Consider the following 17,865-nt stretch of genomic DNA (forward strand, 5'->3'; position numbering starts at 1 on the left):
CCCCCCTATTCCTGCGAACTGTGCGGGTCGACCAGCTTGCGCAGGTTCGAGCCCGCCACGTCGAACAGCAGCACGGTCGCGATCAGCGCCAAGCCCGGAAACACCGCCAGCCACCACATGCCGGCCGAAAGGTAGCCCATCGATTCGCTGAGGATCACGCCGATGGCAGGCTGCTCGGGCGGCAGTCCGAATCCGAGAAACGTAATGGCCGCCTCATGCAGGATGGCATGGGGAAACAAAAGGATAAGCCCCACCAAGAACTGCGGCAGCACGTAGGGAAGCATGTGCTTCACGGCGATGCGCGCAGGGCTTTGCCCCAGCTTGCGCGCTGCGGCCACGAACGTCGATTCCTTGCATTGCAGGATCTCCGCGCGCACGACGCGAGCCAAACTCGGCCAGTGCGTGATCGCGACGCCGATGGTCACGCCCCAAAAGCCCTTGCCGAGCGCAAACGATATCAAGATGAGCAGCACGATGTGCGGCACGCCCATCATCAGGTCGATAAGCCAGGTAACGACAGCGTCCACCTTCTTGCCGCCCAGCGCGGCGGCCGCGCCCAGAACCAGCGCGATCACCGACGAGACGCCCGCGGCCAGCAAGCCCACGAGCACGCTGGTCGACAGGCCCGCCAACGTGCGCAGCAGCATGTCGCGGCCCATCCAATCGGTGCCGAACGGATGCTCCCAGCTAGGCGCAAGGTTCTTGAGCGCGAAATCGGTGTCCATGGCGGAGCCGGTCACCGCAAGGCCCGCCGCCACGATGGCCGCAAGCGCAGCCACGGCCACCGCGAACGCCGCCAGCGTCAGCCTCCGATTGCCCACGCGCGTCTTGCGAGGCCGATAGAGCACGGGCGCTGGCGCTTCACCGGCCATGCGAGCCAGATCAGACACGGGACCCCCTTTTCTCCGAACGCCGCATGCGCGGATCGACCACGCCGTACAAGACGTTGGCAATCAGATTGCCGCCGAACACGAACGCCGCCGAGAAAAGCGCGATCCCGGCCAGCAGGGCCACGTCGCCGCCCAGGCCGGCCGTCACAGCCGCCTGGCCCAGCCCCGGATAAGAGAACACCTGCTCCACCAGCACCGACCCGCCGAATATCTCGGAAATCGACGCGAACTGCAAGGTCAGGGCGGGAAGCGCCAGGTTGCGCAAGCCATGCCGGCGAACGGCGCCCCACGTGGAAAGGCCGCGCGCTCGGGCGAAGCGCACGTAGTCGCTTTCCAAAACGTCGATGGTCTTCTCGCGCGTGTGCAGCGCGATGTTGGCCACGCCCACCACCGACAGCGTGAGAGCGGGAAGCGCCAGATGATGAAGCGCGTCGGCAAAGGTCACGTCCGCCGCAGACACGCCGATGGGAACCGAGAAGCCGAACGGGAACCACCCCAGCCACACGGAAAACACGATAAGAAACACCAGGCCGAGCCAGAACGTCGGCACGGACGCCAGCAAAAAGCAGTACCCCTTCACCACCCGGTCGACCAGCTTGCCGCGGTTCACGCCCGCCAAAATGCCCAAGGCGAACCCCAGCACCCCGCTGACCGCCCAAGCAGTTGCCATGAGCGCGAGCGAATTCAGCGCGCGCGTGCCGATGACGTCGGCCACCGGCGCGTTGTAGCGCAGGGACGTGCCCATATCGCCGCGCAGGAAGTCGGACGCCCAGTTCGCGTACCGCTCCCACAAAGGCGTGTTCACGCCCCAGTACTCCGCCAACTGCGCACGCTTCGCCTCGCTCATGTTGATATAGGCGGCCTGGCCCACGTTCGCCTGCACCGGATCAACCGGCGATACGCTTACCAGGACGAACGTTACCAGGCTCACCGCAATCATGAGCAAGACGAACTTCGCTATGTTCCGAAAGATGAACCGGGGCATGAACGAATACTATACGCTACATCCACGCCCACTGGTCGACGTTGTTCACGAGCGACCATCCATGACCGTGCGGATGCGGCTTCTGCTCGGCCACTTTGAGGTTGTCCTTCGCGAAATACAAGTGGTCGATGTTGGCGAACCACACCCACGGAGCCTCGCCCTGCGGCGCGAAGCCTTCGCTGCCGTCCCATTGGGCTTTCTTCCAGAATTCGTAGGAGTCTTCGACGCGCGGCTGAGCAAGCGCTTCATCCAGATAACGGTCGATCGTAGCGCTCTGGTAGCAGGCGTAGTTCCCCGTGCCCTTGGAATAGAACAGGTTGTAGATCTCGGTGGGTGCGTTCGTGCCCCATCCCCACACCACGGGGTCGCTGAACTGATGCGGGTACAAATCGTCCCAGCTCACGCCCTTGACAGACACCTCGATGCCCAGCTCCTTCATCTGGTTGGCAAACTCTGACGCGATCGCCTGGCGCACCGTGTCGCTGGCCGAGTAGTACAGATCGAACGCCGCGCGCGTACCGTCCTTCGCGCGTATGCCGTCAGAACCGGCGGCCCAGCCGGCATCGTCGAGCAACTTCTTGGCCTTGTCCCGATCGGTCGCGCACTTCATATCGGGCGACGACCACGGCATGCCGTCGCCGACGCTGTACGCCACCGTGCCGAAGCCTCCGAGCACGGCATCGATCATCTTGTCGCGGTCGACGCCGTAGTTGATGGCCCGACGCACGGCCAGATCGCTCGTGACCGCGTTGCCCACGGCGTACTCGCCCTTCTCGTCCTTCTTCGTGCCGCCCGGAGCCGTTACGGGAAGCGAGATGCCACGGGAATCGACGGACTTGCAGTTCAGCAAATCGTAGCCGCTCGGCTGGTTCGCCGCGAACGTCGCAGAGGTGTACGCCACGTCCACCTGGCCGGACTTGGCAGCGGCAAGCGACGCATCCTCTTCCATGAACACCGCCACCACGCGCTCCATGCGCGGAGCCTCCCCGTAGTAGTCGGGGTTCGCCTTGAGAATGACCTGCTGGCCCTTGTCCCACTGCTCCAGCATGTAGCGGCCGCTGCCAATAGGGTTGGCTCCGTACTCTTTACCGTACGCGTGCTCGGGCACAATGCCGACCACCGCCAGCGTGTACAGCAGCGCATTGAACGGCTTGGCCATGTTGATCACCACGGTGGTGTCATCGGGCGCTTCGGCGGCCTTCACCATGGACAAGTCGCATTCCGACGCATCGGAGTTCAAGATGCCGTTGATGGTGAAGGCGACATCGGACGCCTTGAGCGGCGTGCCGTCGGTGAATTTGATGTCGTCGCGAATCTTGAACGTCCACGTCATGCCATCCTGAGCGCATTCGTACGACGTGGCTACGTCGTTCACGAACTCCAGATCGGCGTTCGTGGTGATGAGCGTGGATTGGATCAGCGGCTCGTGCACATGCTCGCCGCAGCCCCAGGACACCAGCGGATCGAATCCCGCCGCCGGCTCCGATCCCGTGGTCATGGACACCACCACCTGGTTCTTCGGAGCCGTTGCGCCGTCGGCGCCGGCTTCGGGCTTGGACGCCGCGTTGTTGTCGGATGCACACGAAGCAAGCAGGCCGCCCAGCGAAAGCGCGGCAACGCCAGCCGCCGATGCCTTCGCGAAATCCCTTCGGGTAATACCGTTCATGAAAACCTCCCATGCGAACAAAGCGCGTAGCTTCCCGCACACTTGTAGTGTTACGGTTTCTATTTGCGTAACACACTATAGCATGCAAAACGGGTACCGGGTGTTACGGACTTTCATATCGTAACTTCCTCGGTAGGCGCGCGCTTCCCGCCGCGAACGGCAAGGCGACCCGCAGGACCCTACGCGTCGATCGCGTCGGTTGCGCCGATCGCAGCGGCGGGCGCCTCCCCCGTTTCCAGAATGCGCAGCAGCGCCGCTTCGTCCAAGATGGGAACGCCCAGGGAAACCGCCTTGTCGTACTTGCTGCCAGCCGCCTCGCCAGCCACCACGAAGCTGGTCTTCTTCGACACGCTGCTCGACACCTTGGCGCCGCGCGCTTTCAGAGCGCCGCCCGCCTCGTCGCGCGTCATCCCGCTTTCCACAAGCGACCCCGTCAGCACGAACGTCAAGCCCGCAAGCGTTTGGGGCAGCTGATCGCCAGCAGCAGCGGCTTCGTCCTTCAGCGCCACGCCATGCTTGCGCAAACGCTCGATCACGGCCACGTTGTCGGGCGTGCGCAAAAACAGGTACGCGCTCCGCGCGATCTTCGGGCCCACGCCGTCGATGGCGGCCAGGTCCTCTTCGGTGGCCTTCATAAGCGCATCGGCGCTCGGATACGCAGCAGCCAGCAGCTCGGCGATGGTCTTGCCCACGTGGCGGATGCCCAAGCCGAACAACGCGCGCGCGAAGGGGCGCGTCCGACTTTCGTCGATAGCGGCCACCAGCTTCTTCGCCACGGTCGATCCCAGCCGAATGGGATCGCCGTCTTTATTGACGCGACCCATGTCCAAAAGCGAAAGCTCCACCTCGTCCAGCGTGTAGTAATCGGCAACGTCGGTCAAGCGCCCGCTCTCCACCAGGCGCGACACGATCTCCTCGCCCATGCCGTCGATGTCCATAGCCCCGCGGCTCGCCCAATGGAGCAGGCGCTCCAAAGCCTGCGCCGGGCAATCGATGGAAATGCAGCGGAAATCCACCTCGCCCTCTTCGCGAATGACAGGGCTTGCGCAACTCGGGCACGAGGTCGGCATGCACCACGGCGCAGCGTCGGTCGGGCGGAGGGACAGCACGGGACCTAGAACCTCGGGAATGACGTCGCCCGCCTTGCGGATGATAACGGTATCGCCCACGCGCACGTCCTTGCGCTGAACCTCGTCTTCGTTATGGAGCGTGGCTCGGGCAACGGTCGATCCGGCCACGACCACCGGGTCCAGCTCGGCCACCGGCGTAAGCTTGCCGGTACGCCCCACCTGCACGGTGATGTCACGCAAAAGCGTGGTCTTTTCCTCGGGCGGGAACTTGAACGCGATAGCCCACCGCGGCGCGCGCGCCGTGTAGCCCATCGATTCCTGCTGCGAGAAGGAGTTCACCTTGACCACCACGCCGTCGATCTCGTACGGCAGCTCCTCGCGCCGTTCGAGCGCGCGTTCGCAGAACGCATGCACCGCCTGAGCCGTCTGGCACAGCTCGACGTCGGGATTGACGTGGAAGCCGGCTTCGCGCAGCCACTGCAGCAGCTCCCATTGCCCTGCGGCGTGCAGTCCGCGCTCGTCGGCAACCGCGTAGACGAACGTCGACAGATCGCGATGAGCCGTGATGGAGGGGTCTTTTTGGCGCAAGCTGCCGGCAGCGGCGTTGCGGGGATTGGCGAACGCCTGCTTGCCGTTAGCCTCGGCCGCCGCGTTCAGGGACTGGAAACTCGACTTCGGCATGTACACCTCTCCGCGCAGCTCGACGGAGCCGTCCGGATCGACCAAGCCCGCCATGCCCTGCTCGCGCAAGCGCAGCGGCACGTCCTTGACCGTGCGCATGTTGGCGGTCACGTCCTCGCCCGTCGTGCCGTCGCCGCGCGTCGCCGCGCGCACCAGACGCGCGCCTTCGTACGTAAGGGCTATGGACGATCCGTCGATCTTGAGCTCGCAGCACACCGGCACCATGCGGCCGAACGCCTCGACCACGCGGTCGAGCCACGCGTCCAACTCTTCCAAGTCCATGGCGTTGTCGAGCGAGTACATCCTGCGCGCATGGCGCACGGGAGCGAACTGGTCGCCCACGTAGCCGCCCACGCGCTGCGTGGGGCTTGCGGGGTCGATCAAGTCAGGATGCGCCGCCTCCAGCTCGCGCAGTTCGCGCATGAGCGAGTCGAACGCCGCATCGGATATCTCGGGCGCATCGTTGGCGTAGTATAAATAAGTATGATGCTCGATTTCGCGCCGCAGCGCCTCCACGCGCGCCGCCGGATCGCTGGTCGCTTCCGCGAGCGCACGCTCGTCGAGCAGGGTTTGCTGTTCGTCTGCCATGGTCGCTTCTCCCGCCTTCGCCGCTATTCGGGAAGAAGGCCCCGATGAGTTCGGGGCCTTCGTTGGTATCGATATGAGATTCTACCATGCGCGCCCGCAGCGAACGCCGGCAACCTTATGCCATCATAGCCTTGCCAGCATTCCATCCGTAGAAGATCATCGACACGCCGCGCATCAGGACGAACACGGACAAGAACACGCTGAACGAAGCCGGCGAGAAGAAAAACGTCAAGCCGCACAGCACGCTCACCAGGCCGGAGAACGCCATCCAGCCCCACAGGGGAACGCCGCTTTTGCGGATCTTGAACGCGCCGACAACCTCGAACACGCCGAATGCCAGGAAAAACGCGCCCATGATCCACGGGATGACCGAGGCGAAGGCCAGCGGATGCAGCAAGAACATCAAACCGATCAAGATGTCCAGCACGGCATAGGCAATCACCCACCCCGACAAGTTCATGGCCTTATGGAACCTGATGTAGCTGATGATGTCGAACACGCCGGACACGAGAAACGCCGCACCCGCGATGGCCGTGATGGTCACAAGCGTCAAACCCGGTGCAAGCAGGAAAAAGAACGCACATGCTATGAGCATGATACCTGCGACAACCAGGCCCCAATCATGCTTTTTCGTCGTATCCATGGATGGCTCCTTCACAAGCGTTCCGACGCCCCAACGGCATCGCTCGATTCATTGTAGCGCACTCGCATGCAGCGGAGTCGCTGTCAGAAGACCGTTTTCGCACTGTTGCGCGCCTGATTCGGCGAGCGACGCGACAGCCTGCGGAATGGCCGCGACAACGTCCTGCGCAACAACGCACACCGACGTCAAACGTGCCTCGGCAATCCGGGCGGCGCGGGCATGCAGCGACGCGGCCAGCACGCTTGCGTCGAACGCGTCCAACCCCTGCGCCAGAAGCGCGCCCGCCATGCCTGCCAGCACATCGCCCGTTCCCGCTTTCGCCAAAGCAGGCGTGCCTTCGCGCATGCACGCCACCCGATCGCCGTCTGAAATATAGGTGATCGGGCCTTTCACCAAGGCGATCACGCCGTACGAAAGCGCGATCAAGCGCGCCAGCGCGCACGGATCGTCCGCGGGCAGGTCGAGCGGCGCGGCCAAGCGCGCGGCCTCTCCCGCATGCGGCGTGACCACGGTGGGAAGCCCCCGAACGAAGCGCCGCTTGAGCAGCCGGCGACCCTTCGCAGACGAAAGCGCGTCAAGCCCGCCGCCGTCCACCAGCACGGGCGCCTCCGCGTGCTTGAGCAACAGGTGAACCAAGCGCGTCGATTCCGTGTCCTGCACATCGAACCCGCTGCCCACTGCGTACGCGCACGGCTTCCCCGGACGAGACGACGCCAAGGCTCCCGACTGCAACGCCGCGCGCGAGCGCACGACAAGCGAGTAGCTAGCGGCGCGCACCAGGTTCGCAGCCGACTCGTCGGTGAACGTTTCGGTGTAACCGGCGCCCATGCGCTCGGACGCGCACGACGCCAAACATGCCGCACCGGGATAGCGCGCGCTTCCCACCACGGCCACCAGCTTGCCGCGCGAGTACTTGTTCGCGTCATCGGCCGGCAACGGGAGCAGCGCGGCCAGCTCTTCCGGGGTATAGGTACGCACATCGTCCATAGCGACCGCCTTTCCAAGACGTTTCATGCCGCCAGTATACTCCAAGCGGAAACGACGTCCCGCACGTGCAAGCGCGAGCGACGCCTCTGCGCACAAGTGGCGCTCCATGCCCGCGCGCACAAGCGCGAGCCGCACCCCCGCGCACGAAAAACCGCCTTCGCTGGCAGGTTTTGACGGTTTGAGGTCGTTTGATCCGACCGGACGAACGCCCGCGAAGACGCAGCACAGCAGCCCAACGCTATGACCAGGGAAAATGAGAAACGCGGCGAACGCCAACGAAAGCGAGGCCCGACTCAACGACTTCTAAACGCAAAAACCTGCCAGCGAGGGCGGTTTTTCGTGCGCAGATCGATCCCCGCAGCGCTCGTTGGGCGCAGATCGATCCCAGCGACGCTCGCTGGACCCAAGATCGACCTCGGCAGCGCTCGCTGGACGCGAAATCGAGTCCGACGGCGCGCGCGGCGCCCAACGTCGGCCGCCGCGCGCGAACCCGGTTGCCGCACATCTTCAAGCAAGGCCAGAAGCGCCCGGTCAAGCCGCATGCGACCGCGCCCACGCCCGCATCCGCACCCCAAGCAGCCCGTCTACGAGGCGGGGTCGGCCTTCTTCGGCGCGTCCAGCTCGTCGAGCATGCTGCGCGCTTCCTTGAACTGCTTCGCCAGCTCTTCCATGGGGTTCACGCGCTCCTCTTGCGCGCGCACGGAATCCTCGGTGATGGCCATCGCGCAAGCTACCGCGTCGGTATGCGTGTAGGACAGCGACAACGGAAGCTCGCGAACGCCCTGCTCGCGCGCCACCTCCTTCGCACGACCCGACAGCACCACGTAGGGACGGCCCTTCGCGTTGCGCCGCACCTCGATGTCGCGCACGCCGATGCCCTGGGAGAACCCCGTGCCAAGCGCCTTCACCACGGCCTCCTTGGCCGCGAAGCGCGTGGCGTAATGCACCTCGGGCGCAGCCGTCGCGTCGCAATAGGCGCGCTCGTCCTCAGAGAACACGCGCGTACGGAAGCTGGGAGTGCGCTGCAGGATCGTCCGCATTCGAGCGATCTCCACAATGTCCATGCCCAAACCGACCGCGCCCTCCACGGCATCGAACATGCCGGCGGCATCGGACGAATCCACGCGTTTTCCCTGCTCCACGAACTCCCCTTCCCTATTCAACGGTCACGCTCTTCGCCAAGTTGCGCGGCTGGTCCACATCGCATCCTCGCTCGACGGCGATGGCGCGCGCGAACAGCTGCAGCGGCACGCTGGCGGTGATGGCGGAAAACGCATCGCGCACCTTCGGGATGTAGATGACATGATCGGCGTGTTGCTTGATCTCCTGGTCGCCCTCGGTGGCGATGGCCACCACCATGGCCCCGCGCGCCTTGCTTTCCTGCAAGTTGGAGATCAGCTTGTCGTAGACCGGGCTTTTCGTAGCTACGGCAATAACGGGAAAGCCCTCGTCGAGAAGCGCGATGGGGCCGTGTTTCATCTCGCCCGCCGGATACGCCTCGGCGTGCAGGTAGCTGATCTCCTTGAGCTTGAGCGCGCCTTCGTAGCTGATGGCGGCGCCCATGCCGCGTCCCACGAACAGCGCGCTGGCCGCGTCCTTGCACGCGCGCGCCGCCTCGTCGATAGCGGACGTGTCGGCCAAGATGCGCTCGACCTGATCGGCGGTGTCGGCTAGCTCGCGGAACAGAAGACGCACTTGGTTCATCTTGAGCTTGCCCTTCACCTGGGCCAACAGCATTGCCAGAAGCGTCAGCGACACCACCTGCCCCAAGAAGGACTTCGTGGACGCCACCGCGATCTCCTTGTTCGCCTTCGTGTAGATCACGCCGTCGCTTTCGCGGGCAACGGGCGAACCCACCACGTTGGTAATGCCGAACACACGCGCGCCCTTCACGCGGGCGTCGCGAATGGCGGCCAGCGTGTCGGCCGTCTCGCCCGACTGCGACACGGCAACCACCAGCGTAGTCGGCGTGATGATGGGGTTGCGATAGCGGAACTCGCTGGCAACCTCGACCTCCGTCGGGATGCGCGCCCAGCCCTCGATCAGGTTCTTCGCGATCAGCCCGGCATGGTACGACGTGCCGCACGCAATGACGTACACGCGGTCGATCAAGTTGAGTTCTTCAACGGACAGATCAAGCTCGTCGATAGCCAGCGCGCCGTTGACCAGGCGGCCCGCCAACGTGTCGCGGATGACGCGCGGCTGCTCGTGGATTTCCTTGAGCATGAAGTCGGGATAGCCGCCCTTTTCCGCCACGTCGACGTCCCAGTCCACATGCGTGATCTCAGGCTGGAATCGCTCGCCGCGAACGTTGAAGAACTCGGAGGATTCCGGCGTCAGCTTGGCGATGTCGCCGTCCGAAAGCACCGCCACGTCGCGCGTCGCGTCGATCACGGCGATGATGTCGCTGGCCACGTACGCGCCGTCGCCGGCAAGCCCCACCACCAGCGGCGAGTCTTTGCGCGACACCACGAGCGTTCCCGGCTCGTCGGAGCTGACCACCGCGATAGCGTACGCGCCGATCAGGCGCTCTGCAGCCTCGCGCACGGCCTGCATGAGGTCGTGGCTTTCGCGATACGCCTCCTCCACTAAATGCGGAATGACCTCGGTATCGGTCTGACTGGTGAAAACGTGGCCCAACCCCTCCAGCTCTTCGCGCAACTCGGCGAAGTTCTCGATAATACCGTTGTGCACCACCGCGATGCGACCATTGCACGACGTGTGCGGATGCGCGTTCGCTTCGCTCGGACGTCCGTGCGTAGCCCAACGCGTGTGCCCGATACCGCAGGTGCCGGTGAAATCGAAATGCCCGAGCGTGTGGGCCAAACTGCTTACCTTGCCCTTGCGATGAACGACTTCGAGCTTGCCGTCTTGCTCGATGGCCACGCCGGCCGAATCGTAGCCGCGGTACTCGAGCCGCGAAAGCCCCTCGATGAGAATGTCCTGAACGGGACGACGCCCCGTATATCCAACGATTCCGCACATGACGATGCTCCTAACGCACGCGGGTCATTCGGAAAACGCCGCGCGATCGGGATTCGAGCGCGGCTCGAAGACGTTTTTGACGTGCGCTATTGTAATTCAAGGGGTCGGCCCAAAGCTGCGAGCGTCCGGCGTTGTTGCGAATTTGCTCAATAAACGCATCTTTCCCGAAGCGCGCGACACGTCTCCACCGCCGCTTCGCGCGTTCCGTCCGGCCGCTTTGCAAGGTCGTTTCACCTGATGAGAAGCGCGCGCTTGATCCGCGCTAGAATTCTGCTAGAACGGCGGAAGGATCGGGGCGGAAACGCGCTAGATACGCGCAGGCCCCGCGCAAGAACCGTACTGCATGCGCGCTGGAGGCAGCGCACAACCGCGTGGTTTTTCGCTAGACGCACGTCATGAACCTGCTAGAACGCCTCGCTATGATGGAGCCACGGCATCGCGCTGGTGCCGCCATCGGCGAGAAAGGGAACGGCCATGGATCGGCGTCGCGCAAACAACCGTGCGGAAAGCGGAAAGGGCTTCGAACAGCTGAAGCCCTTTCGCTCCGAAGCATCCGACCGAGGAGCGCTCATTTGGTTTCTCGCAGCACTAGGCATAGCCCTGATCGTAAGCCTTCCCTGCTGCGCGCCGCAACCGGCGCACGCCGCGCCCTCGACCATCAACGGCACCTGCTACGTCGAATGCACGAACCCCGAAATCGACGGGCCGATGGGAGGCAACACGTTCGTCGTGCGCTTCCCGCAATACGGAATCGAAGCCACGGGGCACTGCACGTCGGGCCCGATGTACGGAACCCCGCTTCCGGGGCACTACCCGTTCACGGGAACGCGCCTTGGCAACGGCGGCTATGCGATCGCCATCGACTGCTCGGACGCGGGCATGTACCCGAACCACTACTCGCCCCTAGGCGCGCAGAACGTCGGAGAATTCACTATCTACCTGCACGGATCGGTCGAACTTCAAAAGCACGGAAACCCGGCGTACGAAAACGCGGTGCCCGAGGCGTCCGTCGAAGGAGCCCGGTACCAATTAGTTGCCGCCGACGGCTCGGCATGCGCCTCCCTGACCACCGATGCCAAGGGAAAAGCGACGGCAGCCGACGTTCCCCTCGGTCGATACCGGCTGGTGGAAACCGCGGCATCGCCCGGCTACGCCCTGGACGAATCGGATCAGACCATCGTTGTCGAAGGGGGCAAAACCTCTTACGCAAACAGCTGGGAGCCTCCTTTGACCGGATCCATCGGCCTGCAAAAGACGTCGTCAGCACCCGCGGTAACGAACGAAAACCCCTGCTACGCCCTTTCCGGCGCCGTGTACGGCGTATACGATGACCCCGCTTGCACCAACCAGGTGCAGACCATCGTAACGGACGCAAACGGTTTCGGGCAAAGCGAAGCAACCCTATGGCCCGGATCATATTGGATCAAAGAGGTTTCGGCACCGAAAGGCTACGCCCTGAATGCGCAAAGCTATCCCGTTGCGCTAAGCGTGAAAAGCTGCCTCGACGGCAAGGCTCCCCTTGCAAGGGTCGTCGACGAACCGCAGCTTGCCCTTGTCGAGCCCGTCGCACTAAAGATCGATGCGGAATCGGGGACCTCGCAGGCACAGGGCGATGCGACCCTTGCCGGAGCGGTTTTCCAAGTTGAGCATTTTGCCGGCGTGTTCGCAACGCCGGAAGAAGCCGCCGCATCGGGGCTCTCGCCCACGCTCACCCTCACGGCCGTCGCCGACGAGCAAGGCGTTGCGCGTATCGACCCCGCTTTGCTTCCGTCGAACGGCGCCGGATCGGGGCTGCCGCTGGGAACCCTCGTGGTTCGCGAGGTCTCGGCACCGCAAGGGTACCTGCTTTCCGAATCGCCGGCCTTCGCCTGCCCGATCACGGCATCGGGCGACAAGCCGCTCGACGCGCTGTTTCACGCCGCCGAAGTACCCGATCGGGTAATTCGCGGAGACATCGCCATCCTCAAGGTAGGCGCCGGCGAAGGAACCACAGGAGACAAGGCCGAGAAGCGCCCGCTCAAAGGCGTGGCGTTCGATATCGTGCACAAGGCAAGCGGGCAAGTTGCAGCGCGCATCGTCACCGACGACCAAGGCCTCGCCGCCACCGCGCACGCGAAAGACCCCGAACAGGCGGGGGCGCTGCCCTTCGGCACGTACCTTGTGCAGGAAGACCCTGCCACCACACCCGCCGGATACCAGGCCGCCCCCGCGTTCCCCGTCACCGTGGCGGATCACGGGCGCACCTACTCCTACACGGTCGAAAACGATACCGGGACGTTTCTGAAGGTGGTGAAACGCGATGCGGATACGGGCCGAACGATAGCCGGACGCACCGTGTTTCGAATCCTGGACCGCTTCGGCAATGCAGTGCCCTTCAATGCCGATAGCGATGGCGACGCGAAGGCCGAAACCGAGTTCGCCACCGACGAATCGGGCAGCTGCCTGCTGCCCGGAAAGCTCAACGGCGGAGAAACGTACTGGGTGCAGGAAATCACACCGCCGTACGGCTACGTGCTGGACGCAAATCCCGTGCCGTTCTCTCTCGCTGCCGGAAACGGGCACGATCCGAAAGACCCCCTGGTCGTCGCGATCGAGAACAAGCCCCAAACGGCTTGCCTGACCCTTCGCAAGACCGATGCCGCAACAGGGCTGCCCCTAGCCCGACCCGGCATCAGCTGGGAAGTGCGCGCCGCTCAAGACGTGGTCAGCGCCGACGGAACCACGCGTGTATCCCAAGGAGAAACGGTTGCAACGCTGATCTCGGACGACAGTGGTTCGGCATGCGCAACAGGGCTTCATCTGAGCGCGTACGAGATCATCGAAACGCAGGCGCCGCAAGGCTACGTCCGCGCAACCGAGCCCCTGCGGGTCGAGCTTGCCTACGGCGACCCGTCGCAGCCGTGCGTCCATGCAGAAGTCCAGTTCCCGAACCAGTCGGCCCAAGGCTGCATAACCATCGCGAAAACCGATGCCGTCAGCAAAGAGCCGCTTGCCGAAGCGCTGTACGAGATTCGCGCAGCGCACGACATCGTCGCCGCCGACGGGTCGGTGCTTTTGCGAGCCGAAGACGTAGCGGCCACGCTGCTCACCGACGATTCGGGAGCGGCAACCACCGCGCCCTTGCCGCTCGGCCGCTACGAAGCGGTCGAAATCCGAGCCCCGAAGGGCTACCAGATTGACGAGGCCAAGCACCCCGTGGAGCTTGCGTACCAAGATCAAGAGACGCCCCTGGTGGAAGCGCGCTTAGACCTTGCCGACAGTCCCCTGCCTGACGATCAGCCCGAACCCGCTATCGCCGAAACCGGAGACGGTGCGCAATCCGCAGCGCTCTCGATCACGGGCATCATAGCCGCCGCGGCCTTCCTGGCAGTCGCATCGTTCAAAAAAGCTGCAGGACCTTCCGTCCGAGCGGGAACCCGATGCGCCTGATCCCGCAGCCGCCGCACGCGCCCCGGAAGCTGCCAAGCCCAACGTCGAGCAAACCTTGGCGCAGCGCGGGTTCAACACATGAAAAAGCGCGCCGCCCGAACGAACGGGGGGCGCGCCTCAAACCTTGCAAACGCACCTCGCAAACGATGCTAGTTCCCTGCGGCCCTTGCTTCCTGATACGCTTCGACCAGCTTCTTCGTCACTTCGGCGGGCGCGGGCTCGTATCCTTCCAGCTCGATGGAGTACGACCCCGATCCGCGCGTGATCGAGCGCAGATCCTTCGTGTACGTAACCACCTCGGCGTACGGCACGCGCACCATGATGACCGTCTCTCCCGCATCGTTGGAGTCGGTGCCCACGATGCGCCCGCGGCGCGTGGAGATATCGCCCATGACGGGGCCGGCGTACTCCTCCGTCACGGTCACGTCAAGCGTGGCCATCGGCTCGAGCAGAATGGGAGAGGCTTTCTCGCATGCCGCGCGGAAGCCTATGCGCGCTGCGGTCTTGAAAGCCATTTCATTGGAGTCGACCGCATGGTAGGAGCCGTCGAACACAGCGCACTTGACATCGACCATAGGATACCCGGCTAAGAAGCCCTCGGTCATCGCGTCTTGCACGCCCTTGTCGACCGCCGGGATGAACCCGCGCGGAATCTTGCCGCCCACGATCTCGTCCGAGAACTCGTAGCCGCCGCCGGGATTCGGCTCCAAGCGCAGCCAGCAATCGCCGAACTGACCGGCACCGCCCGTTTGCTTCTTGTGACGGCCCTGCGCTTCGGCAACCTTGCAGATGGTCTCGCGATACGGAATGCGGACGGGCACCAGCTTCGCCTCGACGCCCGTCTGCTCCTTGAGTCGGGCCAGCAACGTGTCCACCTGGGCATCGCCCATAGCGGTCACGACGGTCTGATGCGTCTCCTCGTTGCGGCTCACGCGCAGCGTGGGGTCGTTCTCAACGGCGCGCGTCAGGAACGTGCCCAGCTTGTCCTCGTCCTTCTTGTTGACGGCCTCGATGGCAACCGGATACTGCGGAATGGGAAGCGGCAAGGGATCGATAGCCACGGAGCCCGACTTCGACAGCGTGTCTCCGGCGCGCGTGTCCGTCAGCTTCGGGACCACGATGATGTCGCCCGCCTTCGCGCTCTTCACGTCCGTGGCTTCCTTGCCCATCATGACGTACAGGTGACCCAGCCGATCCTTCTTCCCCGTGCGGGCGTTCACCAGCTCCATGCCCGGCTCAAGCACGCCGGATATGACCTTGAAGAAGCTCAAGCGACCGACGAACGGATCCGATACCGTCTTGAACACGAATCCGGCAGGCTCGCCCGTCTCGTCCACGAACGTTTCCTCGCCGTTGGCCAAGCGGAAGCGGCCATGATGGCGCGGATGGGGGAAGTAGGTGGCGATGTCTTCCATGACGCCCTGTATGCCCTGCTTGATGATGGTGGACCCCACGAACACGGGAATGAACAGCTCTTGCGCGATAGCCTTGTCCAGCAGCTGCTCCAGCTCCGCCTGCGTAAGCTGCTCTTCGCCGTCCAGGTACTTCATCATCAGCTCGTCGTCAGCCTCTGCCACCAGGTCGCACAGCTTGTCGCGCGCCGCCTGGGCCGCATCGGCGTAATCGGCGGGAATGTCCTCGACGCGCTCCGCGTCGCTGCCCTCGTCGAAATAGCGCGCCTTCATGCGAATGACATCGATGACGCCCTTGAAGTCCGCATCGACGCCAATGGGGATGGTCACCGGGCCCAAACGCGACCCGAAGCGCGCATGCAGAAGTGCCATAGCGGTGTCGAAGTCGGCGTTCTCGCGATCGATATGATTGATGAACACGGCGCGGGAAAGACGCATGTCCTCGGCCTCGCGCCACAGTTTGGTGGTCATGACCTGCGGTCCCGCCACGGCATCCACCACGAACAAGGCCATCTCAGCGGCTTGCATGGTAGCCAGCGTATCGCCGATGAAATCCGGGTGCCCCGAAGTGTCCAGCAGGTTGATCTTGTAATCCTTGTACGGAACGGGAGCGATGGACGTGCCGATGGTGAATTTGCGCCGGATCTCCTCATCGTCGTAATCGAGGTAGGATTTCCCGTCGTGCGTCGTGCCCATGCGGGGCGTACGACCGCTGACGTGCAGCATCGCTTCGGCGAGCGACGTCTTGCCGGCGCCGTCTTGGCCCACCAGCACAATGTTGCGCACGTGTTCGGTAGCAGGAGCTGCCATGTTGACCACCAACTTTCGTGTTGCGTGATCCTGCGCCTTCGCCATGAATTCCCAGGCGCGAACCACAGTCGAGCCTTACATGCCTACTTCACTCTCGCGCTCGATGCGCGAAAACCGCTGCCATCAGTGTATCGCATGCAAGCGCCGGTCGCGAGCAGATAATGACCGCAGACCTTTGAAGAAGTCGCAAAGAATTCGTTACCGAACGATGACAATGCCGCGAAGAGAAGCAATATCGGATGCCGAGCGAAAACGCGCCCCGTATAATCGAGGAAACCACACCGCGGGTTCAGCCCGCCGACCGCAAGCGAGGACGTATGAGCAAGCACGCACCCATCATCGACGTCAGCCCCGTTGCCAGCGCACGCGACAACGCAGGTCAGACGCCTTCCAGCCACGATCGCTTCGTGGCACCGTCGTTCGGAAAGCAGGCGGCGAAGAAGCCCGCAGCCCCTGCCGCTTCGGCAACGGTCATAGGCGCAGACGGGACCGCCGCCAGCAAGCCCAACCCCATAGGAGGCGCGGTGCAAACGGTCGTCGGCGGCGCGATCATGCTGCTGGGAGTCCCCATGCTCGTTTTGCCCGGCCCCGGCTTGGTCGCCATAGGAGGCGGAGCCGTCATCGCCGGGAAGGGCATCAAGAAGATCCTGGGCAAATAGCCCCGCACGCAACCGGACGCCCCGACGGCGAGACCGGACGCTCTCACACCGCACGCATGCGCACGCTCATATCGAGCGGCTTCGCCGAAAACGGCGCGGTCGTAGCCAACCCATCAACGCCCGTCGCAGCATACGCGCCGGCGTTGCGGGGATTCACGCCCCCCGCCGCGACGAGTGTGCAGCGCGGGTCGATCCGACGCAGCTCTTGAACCAGCAAGGCCAACTCGTCCGTCGGGATCTTGTCCAGCTGCAGGCCGTCCACCCCGGCGCGCGCCAACATGCGCGCTTGCTCGGCATTCGCCTCTACGAACAGCTTTTTCTCGATGCAGCGGGCTTTGATGGTCGGCAGCTGCTCGACGAACGCGTCGAATCCGCCGAAGAACGTAAGGTGATGCTCGAACACGAGCACCGTTTCGGACAGCCCCAACCGGTGAGGGAACGCGCCGCCCGCCATGACGGCCTCGGTCAACAGATCCTTCGCACCCGGCATGCTCTTGCGCGTGGTCAGCACCTCGCAGCGAGGGTTTCCCGCATGCGCGGCATCCACCATGGCGCGCGTCTTCGTGGCCACGGCCGACAGATGGTCGAACACGTTGAGGCACACCTTCCATGCCGCGTGCAAGTCCGCCGAACGACCGCGCACGGTCATGAACGTCTCGCCAGCCGCCACGCGATCCCCGTCGGCCGCAGCCGAAACCACCTGGCAGCCCAGCTTCGCCATAATGCGCGTCACCACTCCGACGCCGGCCAGCACGCAATCCTCGCGCGTGAAGTAGTCCATCTCCCCCGACTCGTCGCCAATGCCCAGCACGGCGCACGTCAAATCGACGTACGGCACGTCCTCGGCAATGAACCCATCGATTCGCGCATCGGGCATCCTCAGCATAGAACCGGCTCCCTCCATCGACATGTTCGATCACCAGCGCAAACCAAGCCGCACAACGCCCGCGCAGCAGACGACGAGCGACGCGCGGCAGACGGCAGGCGGCTTGACCGCTGCAGAATTATCACCAATCCAGAATAGTGCTTTTCCGCCCGTTCGCCTAGCTGAACTTTCCGC

At 64.0% G+C, this 17,865-nt stretch carries 12 protein-coding genes; 2 read left to right on the forward strand and 10 right to left on the reverse strand.

Annotated elements, in window-relative coordinates; genetic code table 11:
• Positions 1–5 precede the first annotated feature (5 nt).
• The 8 genes from ACTQZK_RS02450 to glmS form a co-directional block, all read right to left on the reverse strand.
• Complete coding sequence (locus tag ACTQZK_RS02450) at positions 6–890, reverse strand: ABC transporter permease (protein WP_441898305.1); 885 nt, start codon at positions 888–890, stop codon at positions 6–8.
• Positions 883–1,875 carry an ABC transporter permease gene (locus ACTQZK_RS02455; protein WP_114567789.1) on the reverse strand — a complete coding sequence of 331 codons (993 nt, stop codon included), beginning with the start codon at positions 1,873–1,875 and terminating at the stop codon, positions 883–885. The genes ACTQZK_RS02450 and ACTQZK_RS02455 overlap by 8 nt, the downstream gene beginning before the upstream one ends.
• A 16-nt stretch (positions 1,876–1,891) precedes the next feature.
• The gene (locus ACTQZK_RS02460) at positions 1,892–3,541 is read right to left on the reverse strand and encodes an ABC transporter substrate-binding protein (RefSeq protein WP_441898308.1); all 1,650 of its coding nucleotides are present in this window, start codon (positions 3,539–3,541) and stop codon (positions 1,892–1,894) included.
• 179 nt (positions 3,542–3,720) lie between these two features.
• Positions 3,721–5,880, reverse strand: a complete 2,160-nt coding sequence (gene ligA / locus ACTQZK_RS02465; RefSeq protein WP_418831435.1) for an NAD-dependent DNA ligase LigA — start codon at positions 5,878–5,880, stop codon at positions 3,721–3,723.
• Positions 5,881–5,995: 115 nt separating this feature from the next.
• Entirely contained in the window at positions 5,996–6,523 is a 528-nt protein-coding gene (locus tag ACTQZK_RS02470; RefSeq protein ID WP_114567792.1) for an HdeD family acid-resistance protein, read from the reverse strand.
• Positions 6,524–6,571: 48 nt separating this feature from the next.
• Positions 6,572–7,510: an NAD(P)H-hydrate dehydratase gene (locus ACTQZK_RS02475; RefSeq protein ID WP_225748782.1), complete on the reverse strand. Its 939-nt coding sequence runs from the start codon at positions 7,508–7,510 to the stop codon at positions 6,572–6,574.
• A gap of 584 nt (positions 7,511–8,094) precedes the next feature.
• A complete protein-coding gene (gene acpS, locus ACTQZK_RS02480; protein WP_231088199.1) occupies positions 8,095–8,652 on the reverse strand; it encodes a holo-ACP synthase in 558 nt (185 codons plus the stop codon).
• A 13-nt stretch (positions 8,653–8,665) separates the two neighbouring features.
• Positions 8,666–10,495, reverse strand: a complete 1,830-nt coding sequence (gene glmS / locus ACTQZK_RS02485; protein WP_216528927.1) for a glutamine--fructose-6-phosphate transaminase (isomerizing) — start codon at positions 10,493–10,495, stop codon at positions 8,666–8,668.
• Positions 10,496–10,969: 474 nt separating this feature from the next.
• Here glmS and ACTQZK_RS02490 point away from each other — a divergent pair, with 474 nt between their 5' ends.
• Positions 10,970–13,924, forward strand: a complete 2,955-nt coding sequence (locus tag ACTQZK_RS02490) for a SpaA isopeptide-forming pilin-related protein (RefSeq protein WP_428420559.1) — start codon at positions 10,970–10,972, stop codon at positions 13,922–13,924.
• Between the two features lie 149 nt (positions 13,925–14,073).
• Here ACTQZK_RS02490 and ACTQZK_RS02495 read toward each other — a convergent pair whose 3' ends face one another.
• Positions 14,074–16,146: an elongation factor G gene (locus tag ACTQZK_RS02495; RefSeq protein ID WP_418830522.1), complete on the reverse strand. Its 2,073-nt coding sequence runs from the start codon at positions 16,144–16,146 to the stop codon at positions 14,074–14,076.
• Positions 16,147–16,463: 317 nt separating this feature from the next.
• Between ACTQZK_RS02495 and ACTQZK_RS02500 the strand changes: the two genes are divergently transcribed.
• Positions 16,464–16,805, forward strand: a complete 342-nt coding sequence (locus tag ACTQZK_RS02500; protein ID WP_225748778.1) for a hypothetical protein — start codon at positions 16,464–16,466, stop codon at positions 16,803–16,805.
• 43 nt (positions 16,806–16,848) lie between these two features.
• On the opposite strand, the gene modD is transcribed toward ACTQZK_RS02500, so the two are convergent.
• Positions 16,849–17,691: a ModD protein gene (gene modD / locus ACTQZK_RS02505; protein WP_225748777.1), complete on the reverse strand. Its 843-nt coding sequence runs from the start codon at positions 17,689–17,691 to the stop codon at positions 16,849–16,851.
• Positions 17,692–17,865: the final 174 nt, after the last annotated feature.

Origin of the sequence: Paraeggerthella sp. LCP19S3_G8, from assembly GCF_052119225.1 — a bacterium.
Classification (GTDB): Bacteria; Actinomycetota; Coriobacteriia; order Coriobacteriales; family Eggerthellaceae; genus Paraeggerthella; species Paraeggerthella hominis.

Bases quoted from the DNA above. Each gene is read 5' to 3' on its own strand.
- modD (WP_225748777.1), bottom strand. From the start codon at position 17,691: ATGCTGAGGATGCCCGATGCGCGAATCGATGGGTTCATTGCCGAGGAC.
- glmS (WP_216528927.1), bottom strand. From the start codon at position 10,495: ATGTGCGGAATCGTTGGATATACGGGGCGTCGTCCCGTTCAGGACATT.
- ACTQZK_RS02455 (WP_114567789.1), bottom strand. From the start codon at position 1,875: ATGCCCCGGTTCATCTTTCGGAACATAGCGAAGTTCGTCTTGCTCATG.
- ACTQZK_RS02475 (WP_225748782.1), bottom strand. From the start codon at position 7,510: ATGGACGATGTGCGTACCTATACCCCGGAAGAGCTGGCCGCGCTGCTC.
- ACTQZK_RS02490 (WP_428420559.1), top strand. From the start codon at position 10,970: ATGGATCGGCGTCGCGCAAACAACCGTGCGGAAAGCGGAAAGGGCTTC.
- ACTQZK_RS02470 (WP_114567792.1), bottom strand. From the start codon at position 6,523: ATGGATACGACGAAAAAGCATGATTGGGGCCTGGTTGTCGCAGGTATC.
- ligA (WP_418831435.1), bottom strand. From the start codon at position 5,880: ATGGCAGACGAACAGCAAACCCTGCTCGACGAGCGTGCGCTCGCGGAA.
- ACTQZK_RS02495 (WP_418830522.1), bottom strand. From the start codon at position 16,146: ATGGCAGCTCCTGCTACCGAACACGTGCGCAACATTGTGCTGGTGGGC.
- ACTQZK_RS02500 (WP_225748778.1), top strand. From the start codon at position 16,464: ATGAGCAAGCACGCACCCATCATCGACGTCAGCCCCGTTGCCAGCGCA.
- ACTQZK_RS02460 (WP_441898308.1), bottom strand. From the start codon at position 3,541: ATGAACGGTATTACCCGAAGGGATTTCGCGAAGGCATCGGCGGCTGGC.